Annotated in this window: 19 protein-coding genes and 1 pseudogene; 16 read left to right on the top strand and 4 right to left on the bottom strand. The window is 62.0% G+C overall.

The genetic code is table 11. From position 1 onward, the window contains the following. The 8 genes and pseudogenes from FHK92_RS22725 to FHK92_RS22690 form a co-directional block, all read left to right on the top strand. A pseudogene (locus FHK92_RS22725) lies at positions 1-68 on the top strand (amino acid synthesis family protein); the annotation flags it as partial. Between the two features lie 45 nt (positions 69-113). Then, positions 114-947, top strand: a complete 834-nt coding sequence (locus FHK92_RS22720; RefSeq protein WP_181290082.1) for an alpha/beta fold hydrolase — start codon at positions 114-116, stop codon at positions 945-947. Continuing rightward, positions 944-2,425 carry an aldehyde dehydrogenase gene (locus FHK92_RS22715; protein ID WP_181290081.1) on the top strand — a complete coding sequence of 494 codons (1,482 nt, stop codon included), beginning with the start codon at positions 944-946 and terminating at the stop codon, positions 2,423-2,425. Before FHK92_RS22720 ends, FHK92_RS22715 begins: the two co-directional genes overlap by 4 nt. 12 nt (positions 2,426-2,437) lie before the next feature. Next, positions 2,438-2,923: a flavin reductase family protein gene (locus FHK92_RS22710; RefSeq protein ID WP_181290080.1), complete on the top strand. Its 486-nt coding sequence runs from the start codon at positions 2,438-2,440 to the stop codon at positions 2,921-2,923. A gap of 153 nt (positions 2,924-3,076) precedes the next feature. Then, entirely contained in the window at positions 3,077-4,552 is a 1,476-nt protein-coding gene (locus tag FHK92_RS22705) for an NAD-dependent succinate-semialdehyde dehydrogenase (protein WP_181290079.1), read from the top strand. After that, complete coding sequence (locus tag FHK92_RS22700) at positions 4,549-4,953, top strand: carboxymuconolactone decarboxylase family protein (protein WP_181290078.1); 405 nt, start codon at positions 4,549-4,551, stop codon at positions 4,951-4,953. Before FHK92_RS22705 ends, FHK92_RS22700 begins: the two co-directional genes overlap by 4 nt. Positions 4,954-5,014: 61 nt before the next feature. Continuing rightward, positions 5,015-5,767 carry a GntR family transcriptional regulator gene (locus FHK92_RS22695; protein WP_181290077.1) on the top strand — a complete coding sequence of 251 codons (753 nt, stop codon included), beginning with the start codon at positions 5,015-5,017 and terminating at the stop codon, positions 5,765-5,767. A 2-nt stretch (positions 5,768-5,769) separates the two neighbouring features. Beyond that, positions 5,770-6,333, top strand: a complete 564-nt coding sequence (locus FHK92_RS22690; RefSeq protein WP_181290076.1) for an NUDIX hydrolase — start codon at positions 5,770-5,772, stop codon at positions 6,331-6,333. Between the two features lie 6 nt (positions 6,334-6,339). Here FHK92_RS22690 and FHK92_RS22685 read toward each other — a convergent pair whose 3' ends face one another. Then, positions 6,340-6,633, bottom strand: coding sequence for a DUF1330 domain-containing protein (locus FHK92_RS22685; protein ID WP_181290075.1), 294 nt, complete (start codon positions 6,631-6,633; stop codon positions 6,340-6,342). 79 nt (positions 6,634-6,712) lie between these two features. On the opposite strand from FHK92_RS22685, the gene ribBA reads away from it, so the two are divergent. The 7 genes from ribBA (at position 6,713) to FHK92_RS22650 (ending at position 13,691) form a co-directional block, all read left to right on the top strand. Continuing rightward, positions 6,713-7,822, top strand: a complete 1,110-nt coding sequence (gene ribBA / locus FHK92_RS22680; protein ID WP_181290074.1) for a bifunctional 3,4-dihydroxy-2-butanone-4-phosphate synthase/GTP cyclohydrolase II — start codon at positions 6,713-6,715, stop codon at positions 7,820-7,822. A 325-nt stretch (positions 7,823-8,147) separates the two neighbouring features. Continuing rightward, complete coding sequence (locus FHK92_RS22675) at positions 8,148-9,173, top strand: ABC transporter substrate-binding protein (RefSeq protein WP_181290073.1); 1,026 nt, start codon at positions 8,148-8,150, stop codon at positions 9,171-9,173. Continuing rightward, complete coding sequence (locus FHK92_RS22670; protein ID WP_181290072.1) at positions 9,170-10,105, top strand: ABC transporter permease; 936 nt, start codon at positions 9,170-9,172, stop codon at positions 10,103-10,105. The genes FHK92_RS22675 and FHK92_RS22670 overlap by 4 nt, the downstream gene beginning before the upstream one ends. A gap of 6 nt (positions 10,106-10,111) precedes the next feature. Beyond that, entirely contained in the window at positions 10,112-10,921 is an 810-nt protein-coding gene (locus tag FHK92_RS22665) for an ABC transporter permease (RefSeq protein ID WP_030142570.1), read from the top strand. Between the two features lie 17 nt (positions 10,922-10,938). Further along, the gene (locus tag FHK92_RS22660) at positions 10,939-12,090 is read left to right on the top strand and encodes an ABC transporter ATP-binding protein (RefSeq protein ID WP_181290071.1); all 1,152 of its coding nucleotides are present in this window, start codon (positions 10,939-10,941) and stop codon (positions 12,088-12,090) included. A gap of 42 nt (positions 12,091-12,132) precedes the next feature. After that, positions 12,133-12,618: a flavin reductase family protein gene (locus tag FHK92_RS22655; protein WP_181290070.1), complete on the top strand. Its 486-nt coding sequence runs from the start codon at positions 12,133-12,135 to the stop codon at positions 12,616-12,618. A gap of 29 nt (positions 12,619-12,647) precedes the next feature. Continuing rightward, entirely contained in the window at positions 12,648-13,691 is a 1,044-nt protein-coding gene (locus FHK92_RS22650; protein WP_181290069.1) for an LLM class flavin-dependent oxidoreductase, read from the top strand. A 226-nt stretch (positions 13,692-13,917) separates the two neighbouring features. Here the strand turns inward: FHK92_RS22650 and FHK92_RS22645 are convergent, their stop codons facing one another. Then, positions 13,918-15,954 (bottom strand): TonB-dependent siderophore receptor, encoded by a 2,037-nt coding sequence (locus FHK92_RS22645; RefSeq protein WP_375154624.1) that lies wholly within the window; start codon positions 15,952-15,954, stop codon positions 13,918-13,920. A 354-nt stretch (positions 15,955-16,308) separates the two neighbouring features. Between FHK92_RS22645 and FHK92_RS22640 the strand changes: the two genes are divergently transcribed. Next, positions 16,309-18,105: a methyl-accepting chemotaxis protein gene (locus tag FHK92_RS22640; RefSeq protein WP_181290067.1), complete on the top strand. Its 1,797-nt coding sequence runs from the start codon at positions 16,309-16,311 to the stop codon at positions 18,103-18,105. 433 nt (positions 18,106-18,538) lie between these two features. Here FHK92_RS22640 and FHK92_RS22635 read toward each other — a convergent pair whose 3' ends face one another. Continuing rightward, positions 18,539-18,736, bottom strand: coding sequence for a YbdD/YjiX family protein (locus FHK92_RS22635; RefSeq protein ID WP_003182142.1), 198 nt, complete (start codon positions 18,734-18,736; stop codon positions 18,539-18,541). A gap of 15 nt (positions 18,737-18,751) precedes the next feature. Continuing rightward, on the bottom strand, positions 18,752-20,488 hold a 1,737-nt coding region (locus tag FHK92_RS22630; RefSeq protein ID WP_181290085.1), incomplete at its 5' end, for a carbon starvation CstA family protein.

Here is a 20,488-nt window from a genome sequence, read left to right as displayed (position 1 = left end):
GCCTGCATCCGCGCATCGGCAACCGCTACATCGACCTGGAAGAACTGGCGGCCGAAAAGGCGCAGTGATCCAGCCGAAGCAACCACAATAAAAAAGGCATGCAGGAGCGCTCCATGATTCGGCTCACCGCTGAACTCACCCCGGCCGGCACCAGTTACCTGGCAACCGGCCAAGGCCAGCCCGTGGTCTTGATCCACGGCGTGGGCTTGAACAAAGAAATGTGGGGCGGCCAGGTCGTTGGCCTGGCCACGAATTACCGCGTCATCGCCTACGACATGCTCGGCCATGGCGCCAGCCCGCGTCCCGCCACCGGCACCGACCTGCTCGGCTATGCCGACCAGTTGCTGGAACTGCTGGATCATCTGCAATTGCCCCAGGCAACGGTGATCGGCTTTTCCATGGGCGGACTGGTGGCCCGGGCGTTTGCCTTGCATTACCCGCAGCGCCTGCAAGGCCTGGTGGTGCTCAACAGTGTGTTCAACCGCAGCGCCGAGCAGCGCGCCGGCGTCATTGCCCGCACGGCGCAAGCCGCCGAGCACGGTCCGGATGCGAACGCCGAGGCCGCGCTGTCGCGCTGGTTCAGCCGTGAATACCAGGCCGCCAACCCGGCGCAGATCGCCGCGCTGCGCCAGACCCTGGCGCAGAATGATCCCCAGGGTTACCTGACCACGTATGAACTGTTCGCCACCCAGGACATGTACCGCGCCGACGACCTGGGCAGCATCCAGGTGCCGACCCTGATCGCCACCGGTGAGCTGGACCCTGGTTCGACCCCACAGATGGCTCGGCAACTGGCCGAGCGAATTCCCGGCGCGACAGTTGCCGTGCTCGCCGAACAGCGGCATATGATGCCGGTAGAGTCGCCGCGCCTGGTCAACCAGTTGTTGCTGGAATTCCTCGACACGGCCAGCACCCGACAAAATCCAATAAAGGGGATCGTTGCATGACACTCACACGCTTTTCGATGTGCATCGGCGGTGAATGGGTCGATGCGCTGTCCGGCAAGACCTTCCAAAGCCTGAACCCGGCGCTGGCCCAGCCGTGGGCCGAGTTGCCCGATGCCGACGAAGCCGATGTCGATCGCGCCGTAAACGCCGCCCAAACCGCGTTCGACAGTCCGGCCTGGCGCGGGCTGACCGCCACCGCGCGCGGCAAATTGCTGCGCCGCCTCGGCGACCTGATCGCCGAGAACAAGGAACAACTGGCCCAGCTCGAAAGCCGCGACAATGGCAAGCTGATCCGTGAAACCCGTGGCCAGGTCGGTTATCTGCCGGAGTTTTTCCACTACACCGCAGGCCTGGCCGACAAGCTCGAAGGCGGCACCCTGCCCCTCGACAAGCCGGACCTGTTTGCCTACACCGTGCATGAAGCGATGGGTGTGGTCGCGGCGATCATTCCATGGAACAGCCCGCTGTACCTCACCGCCATCAAGTTGGCCCCGGCGCTGGCGGCCGGCAACACCATCGTGATCAAACCGTCCGAGCACGCCTCGGCGACGATCCTGGAACTGGCTCGCCTCGCCTTGGAAGCCGGGATTCCGCCGGGTGTGGTCAACGTGATCACCGGTTACGGACCAAGTACCGGCGCCGCCCTCACCCGCCATCCGCTGGTGCGCAAGATCGCCTTCACTGGCGGCGCCGCCACGGCCCGCCACGTGGTGCGCAGCAGCGCCGAGAACTTCGCCAAGCTGTCGTTGGAGCTGGGCGGCAAATCCCCCAACATCATCTTTGCCGACGCCGACCTCGACAGCGCCATCAACGGTGCGATTGCCGGGATCTACGCGGCCTCTGGCCAGAGTTGCGTGTCCGGATCGCGACTGCTGGTGCAGGATGAAATCTATGACGAATTCGTCTCGCGGCTGGTGGAGCGCGCCAAGCGCATCCGCATCGGCAACCCCCAGGAAGACGCCAGCGAGATGGGCCCCATGGCCACCGCGCAGCAGTTGGCCGTGGTCGAAGGCCTGGTGGCCGACGCCATCGCCGAAGGTGCGCGCCTGCGCCTGGGTGGCAAGCGTCCGGAGCATCTGGGCGAAGGCTGGTTCTACGAACCGACCTTGTTCGAGTGCGACCGCAACTCCATGAAGATCATGCAGGAAGAAGTCTTCGGCCCGGTGGCCTCGGTCATTCGTTTCAAGGACGAAGCCGAAGCCCTGGCGATCGCCAACGACTCGCAGTTCGGCCTCGCCGCCGGCATCTGGACCCGCGACCTTGGGCGCGCCCATCGCCTCGCCCGAGACGTGCGCTCCGGGATCATCTGGGTCAACACGTACCGCGCGGTGTCGGCCATGGCGCCCATCGGCGGGTTCAAGAACAGCGGCTACGGACGCGAAAGCGGCATCGATTCGGTGCTGGCCTATACCGAGCTGAAAACGGTGTGGATCAACCTTTCCCAGGCACCCATGCCTGACCCGTTCGTGATGCGCTAGGAGTCCTGAGAAATGATCGAACCCGGCATCTACAAAGAAGTCATGAGCTCCTTCCCGTCCGGCGTCACGGTGGTGACGACGCTGGACCCGGACGGCAACATCGTCGGCATTACCGCCAGCGCCTTCAGCGCATTGTCCATCGACCCGGCACTGGTGCTGTTCTGCCCCAACTACGCCTCCGACACCTACCCGGTACTGCGCGACAGCAAGCAATTCGCGATTCATTTGCTGTCCGCCGACCAGACCGCCGAAGCCTATGCCTTCGCCGGTAAAGGCAAGGACAAGGCCAAGGGCATCGATTGGCACCTGAGCGACCTGGGCAACCCGTTGCTGGGCAAAGCCACGGCGATCATCGAATGCGAACTGTGGCGCGAATACGACGGCGGTGATCACGCGATCATCGTCGGCGCGGTGAAGAACCTGATCCTGCCCGAGCAACCGGTCACGCCGATGATCTATCACAAAGGCAAGCTCGGACCGCTGCCCGCCCTGGCCTGATGGCTCAACACCCTCTCCTGTGGGAGCGAGCCTGCTCGCGAAAGCTTTGTATCAGTCGACATCAATGTTGGATGTCAGGCCGCATTCGCGAGCAGGCTCGCTCCCACAGGTAAAGCTGAGCAGCCCAATTTCATTCTTTCCTCAGGAGCCGGCATGAGCCCAGCAGCCTCGCAACTGTTCCGCCAGCAAGCCTACCTCGACGGCCAATGGCTGGAGGCGCCCGATGGCGCCCATCAAGACATCTACAACCCGGCCAGCGGCGAAAGAATCGGCCAGGTGCCGAACCTCGGCGCCGCACATGCCCGCCAAGCCATCGAAGCCGCCAACAAAGCCTGGCCAGCCTGGCGCGCACTGACCGCCAAAGAGCGCAGCCAGATTCTCAAGCGCTGGCACGGCTTGATGATCGAAAACGCCGACGCCCTGGCCGAAATCCTCACCCTCGAACAAGGCAAGCCGCTGGCCGAAGCCAAGGGTGAAATCCTCTACGCGGCGAGTTTCATCGAGTGGTTCGCCGAAGAAGCCAAGCGCCTCTACGGCGACACCATCCCCAGCCACAAAAGCGACGCACGCATCGTAGTGACCAAGGAGCCGATCGGCGTGGTGGCGGCCATCACCCCGTGGAATTTCCCCGCAGCGATGATCACCCGCAAGGCCGGCCCGGCGTTGGCCGCCGGTTGCCCGTGCATCGTCAAGCCCGCGCCAGAGACGCCGTTCTCGGCATTGGCAATGGCCGCCCTGGCGGAACAGGCAGGGATTCCAGCGGGCATCTTCAACGTCATCACCGGCGATGCGATTGCCATCGGCGGTGAGCTGACCGCCAATCCGCTGGTGCGCAAACTGTCCTTCACCGGCTCTACTGCCATTGGCAAATTGCTGATGGCGCAATGTGCGCCAACGCTGAAAAAAGTCTCGCTGGAACTGGGCGGCAACGCGCCGTTCATCGTCTTCGACGACGCCGACCTGGAGCGAGCCGTGGAAGGCGCGCTGATCGCCAAGTTCCGCAACGCCGGGCAGACCTGCGTCTGCGTCAATCGCTTTCTCGTCCAGGAGGGTATTCATGATGCGTTTGTTACGCGCCTGGCCGAGCGCGTGGCTCAGTTGAATGTGGGCAGCGGCTTCGAGCAAGGCGTCAATCAGGGCCCGCTGATCAACGAACGCGCCGTGGCAAAAGTCGAGGACCATGTGCAGGACGCCCTCGCCCATGGCGCCCGATTGCTCTGCGGCGGTGAGCGGCATGCCTTGGGCCATGGCTTCTACCAGCCCACTGTCCTGGCCGGTGTCACCGGGCAAATGAAAGTCGCCCGGGAAGAAACCTTCGGCCCCTTGGCGGCGGTCTTTCGCTTCGCCACCGAGGCCGAGGCGGTGCAGATGGCCAACGATACCGAATTCGGTCTCGCCGCCTATTGCTACACCCGTGACCTTGGTCGTGCATGGCGCATGAGCGAAGCCCTGGAATACGGCATGGTCGGCATCAACGAAGGGTTGATTTCCACCGAGGTCGCGCCGTTCGGTGGCATCAAGTCCTCCGGCCTGGGCCGCGAAGGTTCCAAATACGGCATCGACGATTACCTTGAGCTCAAGTACACCTTGATGGGTGGCCTCGACGATTTTGGGAGCACGCCGCGATGAGCAACGAAAAATACCAACAAGGGCTGAAAATTCGCACCCAGGTATTGGGCGAGGCCTACGTTAACCGGTCCATCGAGAACGCCGACGATTTCACCCGGCCGCTGCAGGAAATGGTCACCGAATATTGCTGGGGCCATGTCTGGGGGCGCGAGGGTTTGTCTCTCAAGGAACGCAGCATGATCAACCTGGCGATGATCTCGGCGCTCAATCGCCCGCACGAACTCAAGCTGCATGTGCGCGGCGCCTTGCGTAACGGCCTGAGTCGTGAGCAAATACGCGAAATTCTGCTTCAGGTCGGCATTTATTGTGGCGTTCCCGCCGCCGTAGACAGTTTCCGGCTTGCCCGCGAAGCCTTCGCCGAAGCCGACGCCGAGGCCCCCAGTCAACCCTCGGCTGTTTGAACTGAACGAGCATGGATGTTTGCCCGTTTTGCATGGACAGCCACATTACAGAGCGGACCCCATGAAACGCCTGCCACTCGACGACAGCTTCAAGGTCAATCGCAACCCCGTTACCCTGCGCGAGATCGTGCTGGATAAATTGCGAAGCGCCATCATGAACTTCCAGCTGCTGCCGGGCGATCGCCTGGTCGAGCGCGACCTGTGCGACCGCCTGGGCGTGAGCCGCACGTCGGTGCGCGAAGCCCTGCGTCACCTTGAGTCCGAAGGGCTCGTCGAATTCGCCGATGCCAAGGGCCCACGCGTGGCGATCATCACCCTGGCCGACGCCGGCGACATCTATGAACTGCGTTGCGTGCTTGAAGGCCTGATCGTCCAGTTGTTCACCCTGCGGGCCAAGGCCAAGGACATCAAGGCGCTGGAAAAGGCCCTGGAAGAAAACCGCAAGGCCCTCAAGGACGGCGAACTGCAACAAGTGCTGGATTCGGTCCAGGGTTTCTACGACGTGCTGCTCGAAGGCTCCGGCAACCATGTCGCCGCGACCCAGCTACGCCAGTTGCAGGCGCGCATCAGCTACCTGCGGGCGACGTCGGTGTCCCAGGAAAACCGTCGCGGCAGCAGCAACCAGGAAATGGAGCGCATGGTCGAGGCGATCAAGAGCGGCGATCCACTGGCGGCCCACCAGGCTTGCGTCGACCACGTCCGCGCCGCCGCCAAAGTTGCGCTGGAATACCTCAAGCGCAAGCAGGAAGAAACTGGCGACATCCCGGAAATCACCGCGCCCATCGCGCTTAAAGAACCTCGTATAGGACGCTGATCATGTTCAGCCCGAGCTTTTGTCCAAAGTGCGGCGGCGCAGACTTGAGTCAGCGCCTGCCAGCGGGCGATACCCATGAACGGCTGATGTGCGGCGGTTGCGGCTACATCCATTACGTCAATCCGAAGATCATTGCCGGCTGCATCATCGAGCAGGACGGCAAATACCTGTTGTGCCAGCGTGCCATCCCGCCGCGCCCCGGCACCTGGACATTGCCGGCCGGCTTCATGGAAGGCAACGAGACCACCGAGCAGGCGGCGCTGCGCGAAGTCTGGGAAGAAACCGGCGTGCGCGCCGAAATCGTCTCGCCCTATTCGATTTTCAGCGTGCCGAAAATCAGCGAGGTGTACATCATCTTCCGCGCCATCGCGCTGGAGATCACCGGCCAGTTCGGCCCGGAAACCCTCGCCTGCCAGTTCTTCGCCCCGGAAGACATTCCGTGGGACAGCATTTATTACCCGGCCATTCGGCAGATCCTGGAACGTTATATCGAGGAACGCCAGGCCGGGGTCTACGGCATCTACATGGGCAACGACGACAGCGGCAAGATCCATTTCATCCGCTGACACGCCTCAGGGCGCCACGCCCTCGACGATGATCACTTCGGCCCGCGCCACACCTTCGCGGTGCGTCTTCGCCTCCTGGTACTGCTCCGAGTGGTAGCAGGCCAACGCCTGTTCATAGGAATCGAATTCGATCACCACGCTGCGCTGTGGCGTGGCCCTGCCCTCCATCGCCTCACTGCGCCCGCCCCGGGCCAGCATTCGTCCGCCATACAAGGCAAACGCTGCCGGCGCCCGTTGGGTGTATTGGCTGTATTGATCGGGGTCGGTGACATCCACGTGAGCAATCCAGTACGCCTTCATAGTGACCTCTCGGTTTGTTTTGTATTATGGTATACCATATTAATGTTCCAGCAAGCCCATCAAACAAAGAGAGCCCGACATGGCCTTTAACAGTATTGAGGAAATCATCGAAGACTACCGCCTGGGCAAGATGGTGTTGCTGGTGGATGACGAAGACCGCGAAAACGAAGGCGACCTTCTGCTGGCGGCCGATTGCTGCAACGCCCAGGCCATCAGCTTCATGGCCCGGGAAGCGCGCGGATTGATTTGCCTGACCCTGACCGACGAGCACTGCCAGCGCCTGGGCCTCGAACAGATGGTGCCGAGCAACGGCAGTGTGTTCAGCACGGCATTCACGGTGTCCATCGAGGCCGCCACGGGCGTGACCACCGGCATTTCGGCCGCCGACCGGGCACGCACCGTCGCCGCCGCCGTGGCCGCCGATGCCGGGCCCAACGACATTGTGCAGCCGGGACACATCTTCCCGCTGCGGGCCAAGGAAGGCGGCGTGTTGACCCGCGCCGGGCACACCGAAGCCGGCTGCGACCTGGCGCGCCTGGCGGGTTTCACACCGGCCTCGGTGATTGTCGAAGTGATGAACGATGACGGCACCATGGCGCGTCGGCCGGACTTGGAGATTTTCGCCCGCAAGCACGGCATCAAGATCGGCACCATCGCCGACCTGATTCATTACCGCCTGAGCACCGAGCACACCGTCGTGCGCATCGGTGAACGGGAATTGCCGACGGTGCACGGCACCTTCCGCCTGTTCACCTTTGAAGACCGCATCGAAGGCGGCGTGCACATGGCGATGGTCATGGGCGATATCCGCCGGGAAGAGCCGACCCTGGTGCGCGTGCACGTGATCGACCCGCTGCGCGACCTGGTCGGCGCCGAATACAACGGGCCTTCCAACTGGACGCTGTGGGCAGCGCTGCAACGGGTCGCCGAAGAGGGCCGTGGCGTCGTGGTGGTGCTGGCGAACCATGAATCGTCCCAAGCATTGCTTGAGCGGGTGCCGCAGCTCACCCAACCACCCCGCCAGTTCAGCCGTTCCCAATCGCGCATCTATTCTGAAGTAGGCACGGGCGCGCAGATCCTGCAGGACCTGGGCGTCGGGAAACTGCGGCACCTGGGCCCGCCGCTCAAGTACGCGGGGTTGACGGGGTATGACCTGGAGGTGGTGGAGAGTATTCCTTTTACCGAATAGGCCACGGCAACACACATCCCGTGTGGGAGCGAGCTTGCTCGCGATGGCAAAGGATCTGTCGACATCGATAGCGACTGACACACCGTAATCGCGAGCAAGCTCGCTCCCACAGGGGTTCATGAACATAGAAAAAATCCGCTCCAGACAGATAGCCGGTACGGCAAAGTGCTTGCAGAAAGTTTGGAATACCATAATATGATATTCCATAGACCGAACGCTTCAGCCATCCCATGGCACGGTCATTGGCAAGACCGATTGACCCAAAGCTCCCGACAAGTGGGCGAACAGAAGCCCACTCAATAAACACAACAATGAGGGCGTGAAAATGGTGTTGAAGAAAAGTGCAGCCGCAGTTCTTTTTGCCGGTCTGCTGAGTGTCACCAGCCAGGCGACGATGGCCGCTGAAAGCGTCAACTTCGTCAGTTGGGGTGGCAGCACCCAGGACGCGCAGAAACAGGCCTGGGCCGACCCGTTCAGCAAGGCCAGCGGCATCACCGTGGTCCAGGACGGCCCGACTGACTACGGCAAGCTCAAAGCCATGGTCGAAAGTGGCAACGTGCAATGGGACGTGGTCGACGTCGAGGCCGACTTCGCCCTGCGCGCCGCTGCCGAAGGCCTGCTCGAACCCCTCGACTTCTCGGTCGTGCAGCGCGACAAGATCGACCCGCGCTTCGTTTCCGACCACGGCGTCGGCTCCTTCTACTTCTCGTTCGTGCTCGGCTACAACGAAGGCAAGCTCGGTTCGGGCAAGCCCCAGGATTGGTCCGCGCTGTTCGACACCAAGACCTACCCCGGCAAGCGCGCCCTCTACAAATGGCCAAGCCCTGGCGTGTTGGAACTGGCCCTGCTGGCCGACGGCGTGACCCAGGACAAGCTCTATCCGCTGGACCTGGACCGCGCCTTCAAGAAACTCGACACCATCAAGAAAGACATCGTCTGGTGGGGCGGCGGCGCCCAGTCCCAGCAACTGCTCGCGTCCGGCGAAGCGAGCATCGGCCAGTTCTGGAATGGTCGTATCTATGCCCTGCAACAAGACGGTGCGCCAGTTGGCGTGAGCTGGAAACAGAACCTGGTCATGGCCGACATCCTGGTCATTCCAAAAGGCTCGAAAAACAAGGCCGCCGCCATGAAGTTCCTGGCCAACGCCAGCAGCGCCAAGGGCCAGGCCGACTTCTCCAACCTGACCGCCTACGCGCCGGTCAACGTCGACAGCATCGCACGCCTGGATTCGGTGCTCGCCCCCAACTTGCCGACCGCCTACGCCAAGGATCAGATCACGCTTGATTTTGCGTACTGGGCCAAGAACGGTCAGGACATCGCGACACGGTGGAACGAATGGCTGGTCAAATGAAAATGACGGCAGCGGCAACCCCTCGCACCGGGAGCGCCACCGGCGCTGCCGGTTCGGCAAACGCTGCGACCGTAATGTCGAAACAGACGCCGTCCCTGGCACAACGCTGGCGGGGTGCGGGCAACCTGCTTCCTGCCCTGCTGTTCCTCGGCCTGTTTTTCCTCGCGCCACTGATCGGCCTGCTGCTGCGCGGGGTGCTGGAGCCGGTGCCGGGCCTGGGCAACTACGAGCAACTGTTCGCCAACTCGGCCTACGCCCGGGTGTTGTTCAACACCTTTTCGGTGGCCGGGTTGGTGACGCTGTTCAGCCTCTTGCTGGGCTTCCCGCTGGCCTGGGCAATTACCCTGGTGCCCCGTGGCTGGGGCCGCTGGATGCTGAACATCGTGCTGCTGTCGATGTGGACCAGCTTGCTGGCCCGTACCTATTCCTGGCTGGTGCTGTTGCAAGCCTCGGGCGTGGTGAACAAGGCGTTGATGGCCCTGGGCATCATCGACCAGCCGCTGGAAATGGTGCACAACCTCACCGGCGTAGTGATCGGCATGAGCTACATCATGATCCCGTTCATCGTCCTGCCGTTGCAGGCGACGATGCAGGCCATCGACCCGATGATCCTGCAGGCCGGCTCCATCTGCGGCGCCAGTCCCTGGACCAACTTCTTCCGGGTGTTCCTGCCGCTGTGCCGGCCGGGGCTGTTCTCCGGCGGGTTGATGGTGTTCGTGATGTCCCTCGGTTACTACGTGACCCCGGCGCTGCTGGGCGGCGCGCAGAACATGATGCTTCCTGAATTCATCATCCAGCAGGTGCAATCGTTCCTCAACTGGGGCCTGGCCAGTGCCGGCGCGGCCTTGTTGGTGGCGATCACCCTGGTGTTGTTCTACTTCTACCTGAAGCTCCAGCCGGAATCCCCGGTCGGCGCCAGCAACGCGAGGTAAGCCGCCATGCTCCTGACTCCCAATGCCATGAGCCGGCGCATGCGGTTCGGCCTGTATTTCACCACGGGCGTGATCGCGTTGTTCCTGCTGTTGCCGATCGTGTTCATCGTGCTGCTGTCATTCGGCTCGTCCCAGTGGCTGGTGTTCCCGCCACCGGGCTGGACGTTCAAATGGTACGGCCAGTTCTTTTCCAACCCGGACTGGATGAGCGCCGCGCTGACCAGCCTCAAGGTCGCGGTGCTGACCACCGTCTGCGCCGTCGCCCTCGGCCTGCCCACCGCGTTTGCCCTGGTGCGCGGGCGTTTCCCCGGCCGGGAAATGCTCTATGGCCTGTTCACCCTGCCGATGATCGTGCCGCTGGTGATCATCGCGGTGGCGGTGTACGCGCTGTTCCTCAAGCTCGGCTACACCGGGACGATGTTCGCCTTCGTGGTCAGCCACGTCATCGTCGCACTGCCGTTCACCATCATCTCGATCATCAATTCGCTCAAGCTGTTCGACCAGTCTATCGAGGATGCGGCAGTGATCTGCGGTGCCTCGCGCCTGCAAGCGGTGTTCAAGGTGACGTTCCCGGCGATTCGCCCGGGCATGGTCGCCGGCGCGCTGTTCGCGTTCCTGGTGTCGTGGGACGAGGTGGTGCTGAGCGTGATGATGGCCAGCCCGACCCTGCAAACCCTCCCCGTAAAGATGTGGACCACCCTGCGCCAGGACCTGACGCCTGTGATCGCCGTCGCTTCGACGCTGCTGATCGGCCTCTCGGTATTGGTGATGGTGATCGCCGCCGCCCTGCGCCGGCGCAACGAAATCAGCGCCTGAGCGCCTAGGAGAACACGATGAGTGCCGTCAAAGACCCCGCACAACAGAACAACAAGACCCTGGTCAGCCTGCGCAACCTGAACAAGCACTACGGCGACTTTGCCGCCGTGGACGATATTTCCCTGGAGATCCAGGACGGCGAATTCCTGACCTTCCTCGGTTCCAGCGGCTCGGGCAAGAGCACTACGCTGTCGATGCTCGCCGGGTTTGAAACCCCCAGCAGCGGCGAAATCCTGGTGGACGGTAAATCCCTGGTCAACGTGCCGCCGCACAAGCGCGACATCGGCATGGTGTTCCAGCGCTATTCGCTGTTCCCACACCTGTCGGTTCGCGACAACATCGCCTTTCCGCTGGCGATCCGCAAACTCGCGGCGGCAGAGCGTGATCGCCGCGTCGATGCGATGCTCAAATTGGTGCAACTGGAACAGTTCGCCCATCGCCGCCCTTCGCAGCTTTCCGGCGGCCAGCAACAGCGCGTGGCGATTGCCCGGGCGCTGGTCTATGAGCCACGCATCCTACTGATGGACGAACCCCTCGGCGCCCTCGATAAAAAGCTCCGCGAAGACTTGCAAGACGAATTGCGCCAACTGCACCGGCGCCTGGGCATCACTATCGTCTACGTCACCCATGACCAGGAAGAAGCCATGCGGTTGTCCCAGCGCATCGCCATTTTCAGCCACGGCAAGATCGTCGGCCTGGGCAGCGGCTATGACCTCTACCAGAACCCGCCGAACGCCTTTGTCGCCTCGTTCCTGGGCAACTCCAACTTTCTCAAGCTCAAGGCCCAGGGCAATGCGGCGGCGACCTTCGAAGGCCAGTCACTGTCGATTCGCCTGACCGCCGGCCTGCAAGCCGAACAGGACGTGTTGCTGATGGTGCGCCCGGAAAAAGCCTTGGCCTTGAGCGTCGAACAAGCCAGCCAGGATTCCCTGCCAGCCGGCTGGAATGAAGTCTCGGCCAAGGTCGTGGAAGTGCTGTTCCTTGGCGAAAGCCAGACCTGCAGCGTGGTGACGTCCGGCGGCACGGCCATGACCGTCAAGGCGTTGTCCGCCGCCGGCATGCCGCTCAAGGCCGGCGACCCGGTGCGCGTGCGCTGGGCCACCGCCGATGCCTGCGTCTACACCCAATGGGCCGAGAGCGACCTGAACAAGGCCGCCGGCGCTCACTGAAGAACACTGGGTCATAACCGCCTGCGGGCGAGGATTGCGAAAATGATCGATGCCAACGTTTACAAACAAGTCATGGGCTCGTTCCCGTCCGGTGTGACGGTGATCACCACCCTCGACGATAACGGACAGATCGTCGGCCTGACCGCCAGCGCCTTCAGCTCGTTGTCGATGGAACCGGCCCTGGTGCTGTTCTGCCCCAACTACAGCTCCGATTCCTATCCGGTGCTGATCAAGAACAAGCGCTTCGCCATCCACCTACTGTCCGGCGGCCAGCAGAACGAAGCCTATGCTTTCGCCCGCAAAGGCAAGGACAAGGCCCAGGGCATCGACTGGACACTGAGCGAATTGGGCAACCCACTGCTGGGCAACGCCACCGCCATCATCGAATGCGAGCTGTGGCGCGAATACGAAGGCGGCGACCACGCCATCATGGTCGGTGCGGTGAAGAACCTGATCGTGCCGCAACACACACCAGGCCCCCTGGTTTATTGCCACGGCAAGATGGGCGCCCTGCCCGTCCTCGCCTGAATCGATCGTCAACAAGAAGAGAAAGCGCCATGAAATTTTCTTTGTTCGTACACATGGAGCGCTGGGACGAAAGCGTCAGCCATCGCCAGTTGTTCGAAGACCTCAGCGAGCTGACCCTGATGGCCGAGGCCGGCGGTTTCAGCACCGTGTGGATCGGCGAACACCACGCCATGGAATACACCATTTCCCCAAGCCCGATGCCACTGCTGGCGTACCTGGCCGGCAAGACCACCACCATCCACCTCGGCGCCGGCACCATCATCGCGCCGTTCTGGCACCCGCTGCGGGTGGCTGGCGAATGCGCGTTGCTGGACGTGATCAGCAACGGCCGCATGGAAGTCGGCCTGGCCCGGGGCGCCTATCAAGTGGAGTTCGACCGCATGGCCGGCGGCATGCCCGCCTCCTCCGGCGGTCAGGCCTTGCGGGAAATGGTCCCGGTGGTGCGTGCCCTGTGGCAGGGTGACTACGCCCACGACGGCGAGATCTGGAAATTCCCCACCTCCACCAGCGTGCCGAAGCCGATCCGCAAGCCCCATCCGCCGATGTGGATCGCCGCCCGCGACCCGGACTCGCACAACTTTGCCGTCGCCAACGGTTGCAACGTGATGGTCACGCCGTTGATGAAGGGCGATGAAGAAGTCCTCGACCTGAAGAACAAATTCCAGGCCGCCCTGGACAACAACCCCGACGTGCCGCGCCCGCAATTGATGGTGCTGCGCCACACCCATGTCCACGCCGTGGACGATCCCGAAGGCTGGAAAGTCGGTGCCCAGGCGATCTCGAAGTTCTACCGCACCTTCGATGCCTGGTTCGGCAACAAGCAGGTACCGGTCAACGGCTTCCTGGCGCCAAGCCCGGAAGAAAAATTTGCCGAGCGCCCGGAATTCCAACTGGAGAACATCCGCAAGAACACCATGATCGGCACCCCGCAGCAGATCATCGAGCGGATCAAGTATTACCAGGAACTGGGCGTGGACGAGTTCAGCTTCTGGTGCGACAACAGCTTGCCGCATGCCGAGAAGAAAAAGTCCCTGGAGCTGTTTATCCAGCAGGTGGTGCCGGCGTTTCGCTGATCCTGTGGGAGCGGGCCTGCTCGCGAAAGCGTAATGTCAGTCAGCATCAATGTTGAATGCGCCACCGTCTTCGCGAGCAGGCTCGCTCCCACAAAGGTCAGTGGTCTATGCGATATTGGTGCACCCCACTGACCCTGTGGGAGCGAGCTTGCTCGCGATGGCGGCCTTAAGCAGAAAAAAATGCCCGGACATTTGATGCCCGGGCATTTTTATTCAAGCACTGCGGTCAGAACGTCACGCTGGCGCTCAACTTGGCGGTACGCGGCTCACCGACGTTGACCTGCAACTCGCTGCCGGTGGACGACGGGTAGTACTGCTTGTCGAACAGGTTATCGACGTTCAACTGCAACGATGTCTCGTGCCCGAACATCGGCGACTCCCAGCGCAGGAAGGCATCGGCAACGGTGTAGCTGCTCATCCAGAAATCGTTGGCAGCGTTGGCGGCCCGCTCACCGACGTAACGCGCGCCGGCACCGGCGTGCCAGGCGCCGAATTCGGCCGGGACGTTCAGGTGGTGGCTCAGGTACAGGCTGGCGGTGTGCTTGGGGGCGTCGGGCAGGCGGTGACCTTCGTTCTTCGGGGCATCGAGGATCTCGGTATGGGTGTAGGCGTAGGTGCCGATCAGGTCCCAACGTTCGGCCAGGCGACCGGTGATGTCGAGTTCGAGTCCTTGTGAGCCGACTTTGCCGGCGGCTTCGGAGACATTATCGACGGTGGTGACTACGTTCTTTTTCACGATATCGAACAGCGCGAGGTTGATGTTCAAGCCCGGCAGCGGATCGTACTTGGCACCGATCTCGTAGCTGCGGCCCTCCTCTGGCTGGAACGTACGACTATTCTTATCGACCACATCATTAGGCTTGAATGACCGGCTGTAGTTGCCATACAGCGACAGCTCTTCCGTGGCTTTGTAGACCAGGCCGAGGAACGGGACGAAGGCGTCGCCATTATCGTCGCGAACTGGCTTGCCCGGGACGAGTCCCTGCGTCGTGTATTGATCGTAATGCTGATAACGACCGCCAAACACCAGGATCCAGCGATCGTCCAGGTGCCAGTTATCCTTCAGATACACAGAACTGGAGGTCAGCTTGTTGCTCAGGTTGCTCTGGGTTGGGCTGATGACGCTGGGCTCATCCAGGCCGCCATAAACCGGCGATGTGATATCGAAACCAGCCTGAGCCTTTCCACGGTAAGTCTTGCCGCGAAACTGATCGGAAACCTGGTTATCGACGCCGATCAACAAGTCATGACGCTGGCCGAACAGTTCCTGCTTGCCTATGAAATCCCAACTGGCATAACGAGTCTCATCATCGTAATGAGCGCCGTTGGCGGCTCGTTGAAAAGCACCGGTTTTTGACAGACTCGGCTGCGCAATCGAAAGACTGTACCGATCATTGTTCCAGCCATAAGTCACCCGCGTCTTCCACGCGTCAGTCAGCTCGTACTCGAACCGCGCAGTAGCCGTCTCACGAATCCCGACACTCTTGGCCCAAGGCTCATCCAGGCGCTTGTCGTAATCGATATCGGCTGGATGCCCATTGGTAAACACCGTACCCCGGTCAAACGGGTTGGAATATTCGTTGTATTCATAACTCAGGTTCAACGAAGCCCGCTCGCCGGTCCACGCCAACGACGGCGCTACCAGGGTGCTCTCGTTGACGCCGTAGTTGCGCCAGTAATCCTCATGGCCGCGCTCGGCGATCAGGCGATAGGCCAGGCCGGTGTCGCCCAAGGGGCCCGTGGTGTCCACGGCCATGGTGCCGCCGCCTTCGCTGTAGGCGGAACCGCTCAGCGTGGTGCTCTGGGTGTACTCGGGCTTCTTGCTGATGACGTTGACCAGGCCGCCGGGTTCCAGCGCACCGTACAGCATGGAGGCCGGGCCCTTGAGCACTTCGACCCGCTCGGTGGTGGCGCTGAAGTTGTGGCCCAGGTTGGAACGGACGCCGTCGCGCAGGATCGAGCCGTCGTCGTTGGTGCCGAAGCCGCGCTTGACCAGCGAGTCCCGCGAGCCGCCGAGGGTGTTGCCCTGGCTGACGCCGCTGACGAACTTCATCGCGTCTTCCAGCGAGCGCACTTGATAGTCCGCCAGCGTTTGCTGGGTCACCACGTTGATCGACTGCGCCTCTTCCTTGATCGGTACATCGCTCTTGCTCGCCGTGCTGGCTTGCGATGCCGTGTAGCCTTCGTCCTGAATGATCCGACTGCCTTGCACATCCGTAGTGGGCAGTTCGAGGGTGTCCTGCGCCCTCAAGGGGCTTGCCATGAAACAGCAGGACAGCGCGGGTAAAACACATTTGACGAGGGCATTGCGGTAAGCGAGAGGGGTGGAACGATTCAAGACGCTGCACTCAAGGAGGGGTTGTGAATGAGAGCGAATATACTTTGAGAATCATTCCCAGTAAATCTTTTGTATCAAATTGATAGCGCGATACCCTTGTGGGAGCGAGCTTGCTCGCGAAAGCGGTGGGTCTGCCAGCATTGACGTCGACTGTGCCTGCGCCTTCGCGAGCAAGCCCGCTCCCACAAAGTGATATCAAATCGCCCCACTGCCCTAAAGCTTTGCCGCGAGCGGTCGAATGTATTCCATTAAGTGATTTTTTTGCCCAGGAGTAGCGGCATGCAGACGTTAAAGGCCTTGTACGAGTCTATCGAGATGCAGTTTTTCGATACCCTCACCAGAAAGCTTTCAAGCCTTTTCCTGTTGGTCGCGGTCAGTGGGCTGTTGTATTGGGTGGCCCTCAGCGCCCACGCCGATATCCTCCTGCAGTTGCGCACGGCCCAGTTGGACACGACGCTGCTGACACAAATCGAGGGCCGGCTCGACAGCCTCACCCATGCCCTGCTCTTCGGCACGGTCCTGACGCTGGGCATGGTCAGTTTCATGGTCTGGTATTTCCGCCATCTCATCGTGCGCCCCGTCACCGCCATGACCAAGGCCCTGGAAGAGATCGCCAATGGCGAAGGCGACTTGTCCAAAGACCTGCCGCTGGTCACCCATGATGAAATCCGCACGCTGGCCGCGACCTGCAACCGTTTCCTGGCCAAGCAGCGCGAGATCATCAGCAACGTCCAGGCCTTGACCGTGCACATCGCCGTCGAGTCGGCCCGCTCGCTGAAGAACATCAGCGACTCCAGCGACAGCGCGACCCACCAGGCGCGTTTCGCCAAGGAAGTGATGGAGCAGAGCAATACCGCCGTGGGCCGTATCGAAGAGGTGTCGCGCCAGACCCAGGGCATCTCCGGCACCACCGCGCAGAACCTGAGCATGGCCCGTGATTCCTACGCCGAGCTGTTGGAAGTGACCGGCAACATCAGCGAAATTTCCAGCAGCCTCGGCGAGTTCGCCGGGCTGGTGGACGCCCTCAACCAGCGCTCCTCGAGCATCAAATCGATTGTCGGCCTGATCCAGCAGATTTCCGCCCAGACCAACCTGCTGGCCCTCAACGCCGCCATCGAGGCCGCGCGTGCCGGGGAAAGCGGCCGGGGCTTTGCCGTGGTGGCCGACGAAGTGCGTACCTTGGCGCAAAACGTCAGCCGGGCCACCGACGATATCTCGCGCAACATCGACGCCATGCTCCAGGAAGTCAGTTCGACCCACGAGCAGACCACCCAGATCAGCCACAGCGCCCGGGAAACCCAGAAAGTGGTTGAGCGCGCGTCCGGTCATTTCGAAAGCATGATCGTCGACTTCGAATCTACCAACGGCAAGCTGGCCGACATTGCCGAGCACATCCAGCAATTCGCCGACACCAACACCGGCATCAACGAACGCGTCACCCAGATTCACGCCGACAGCCAGTCGATCGACCAGCGCATGCAGCAATCGGCAACGGCCACCCGCGACCTGTCCGGCGTGGCCGAGAAAGTACAGACGTTGTTGGGTCGCTTCGTACTCGGCCACGGCAAGCTGGACGCCGCCATCACCCGCGCCAGCGAATGCCGCGACACGCTGCAGCTTCATTTGCAGGCGTTGCAGGACGAGGGCGTCAATTTGTTCGACCAGAATTACCAGCTAATTCCGGGCACCGATCCCAAGCAGTACATGACCAGCTATACCGAGCGATTCGCCCGGGTCTGCCAGGAGGAATGCGACAAGCTCACCCGCAGCACGCCGGGCGGCAAGGTCTCGTTCATTGTCGATACGAAGGGCTATTGCCCGGTCAACAACAGCTGGGTTTCCAAGCAACCTACCGGCGACCGTGCAGTGGACCTGCCGGTGTGCCGCAACAAGCGGATCTTCAACGACCCGATCGGCCTGCGCGCGGCGGGCAACGTCCAGCGCTTCCTGCTCCAGACCTACCTGCGCGACACCGGCGAAATCATGACCGAGATCGACGTGCCGTTCTTCTTCGGCGGCCGTCACTGGGGCAACTTGCGGGTAGGCTTCGATGCGGCGGTGCTGTTGGCTGACTGATCAAAGGAATCAAGCCAGACAACGTGGCGAGGGAACTTGCGCCCGCTAGGCTGCGCAGCAGACGCAGGACTGGCTGATGCGGTCCGCCTGAAGAACCGCCGGGGCCTGCTTCGCACGCCAGCGGGAGCAAGCTCCCTCGCCACAAGGAATCCGTGGCTCATGCAAATCTTGAGATCACCCAAAAACAACTGTGGGAGCGAGTCTGCTCGCGATGGCGGTGGGTCAGTCGACATCATCGTTAACTGACACTGCGCTTTCGCGAGCAAGCTCGCTCCCACAGGGGATCGGTGGTGTATGCAAAATTAACAATTCACCCCAAAACAACTGTGGGAGCGAGCTTGCTCGCGAAGGCGGTGGATCAGTCGACATCATCATTAACTGACACTCCGCTATCGCGAGCAAGCTCGCTCCCACAAAGGGAACTGACCTCAGTTCAACAGCACTTCGGCCCACCCTTGCCGCCGTAACGGGCCTCCTGGCGCTCTCGGAAGAACGCCTCGTAGTCCATCATCGGCTTGTCCGGGTGCTTGGTTTGCATGTGCTCGACGTAGTTGTCGTAGTCGGGCATGCCGACCATCAGGCGCGCGGCCTGACCGAGGTATTTACCGAGGCGACTCAAGTCATTGAACATGGTTGCAATCCCCTATCACGCGTCCGGCACGGCCTGGAATGGCGCTTCTTTGTCCGTGCGTTCTTTCGTGCCCCAGGCGGCGATGCCGACCTTGAGCGCGTAGAACAGGATGCTGAAGACCACGAACAGGAACAACACCGTCAGCGTTGCGTTGGTGTAGGCGTTGAACACCACGTGCTGCATCTGCTCGATGCTCTTGGCCGGAGCCAGGACCTGGCCGGCGGCCAGGGCATCGTTGTATTTGCGCGCCAGGGCCAGGAAGCCGATCGCCGGGTTGGCGTCGAACAGCTTGATCAGGCCCGCAGTGGTGGTGCAGATCAGCAGCCAGGCCGCCGGCAGCAGCGTGACCCAGACGTAGCGCTGGCGCTTCATCTTGATCAGGACCACGGTGGCGAGCATCAGCGCGATACCGGCCAGCATCTGGTTGGAGATGCCGAACAGCGGCCACAAGGTGTTGATGCCGCCCAGCGGATCGATCACGCCCTGGTACAGCAAGTAGCCCCACAGCGCGACGCAGCCGGCGGTGGCGATCAGGTTGGCGGTCCAGGATTCGGTGCGCTTGAGCGAAGGCACGAACGAGCCGAGCAAGTCCTGCAGCATGAACCGCCCGGCACGGGTGCCGGCGTCTACTGCGGTGAGGATGAACAGCGCTTCGAACAGGATCGCGAAGTGGTACCAGAACGCCATGGTGTTCTCACCCGGCAGCACCGAGTGCAGGATCTGCGCGATACCGACCGCCAGGGTCGGCGCACCGCCGGCACGGGCCAGCACGGTGGTCTCGCCGATGTCCTTGGCCACCGCTTGCAGCGCGTCGGGGGTGATTGCAAAGCCCCAACTGCTGACGGTCTGAGCCACGGCCACCACGTCACCACCGACGATCGCCGCCGGGCTGTTCATGGCGAAGTACACGCCCGGCTCGATCACCGAGGCGGCAACCATGGCCATGATGGCCACGAAGGACTCCATCAGCATGCCGCCGTAACCGATGTAGCGGGCGTTGGTTTCGTTATCCAGCAGCTTGGGCGTGGTGCCCGAAGAGATCAACGCGTGGAAACCTGAGACCGCGCCGCAGGCAATGGTGATGAACAGGAACGGGAACAGACCGCCCTTCCACACCGGCCCGGTGCCGTCGGTGAACTGGGTCAGCGCCGGCATTTTCAGCTCGGGCATGGTGACCAGGATGCCGATCGCCAGGGCGACGATGGTGCCGATCTTCAGGAATGTGGACAGGTAGTCCCGTGGCGCGAGGATCAGCCACACCGGCAGCACCGCCGCGACAAAACCGTAGCCGATCAGCATCCAGGTGATCTGGATCCCGGTAAAACTGAAGGCCTTGGCCCAGACAGGATCGGCGGCAATCTGCCCGCCCAGCCAGATCGAACCCAGCAGCAACAGCACGCCGATGACCGAGATTTCACCGATGCGGCCCGGACGGATGTAGCGCATGTAGACGCCCATGAACATCGCGATCGGAATGGTCGCCATCACCGTGAAAATGCCCCACGGGCTCTCGGCCAGGGCCTTGACCACGATCAGCGCCAGCACCGCGAGGATGATGATCATGATCAGAAAGCAGCCGAACAGCGCGATGGTGCCGGGAATGCGGCCCATTTCCTCGCGCACCATGTCGCCCAGGGAACGACCGTTGCGGCGGGTGGACAGGAACAGGACCATGAAGTCCTGCACCGCACCGGCCAGCACCACGCCAGCGATCAGCCAGAGCGTGCCGGGCAGATAGCCCATCTGCGCCGC

It is taken from the genome of Pseudomonas brassicacearum subsp. neoaurantiaca, from assembly GCF_013608025.1.
In the GTDB taxonomy this organism is placed as follows: Bacteria; Pseudomonadota; Gammaproteobacteria; order Pseudomonadales; family Pseudomonadaceae; genus Aquipseudomonas.
This window is presented reverse-complemented; position numbering and strand designations above follow the sequence as displayed.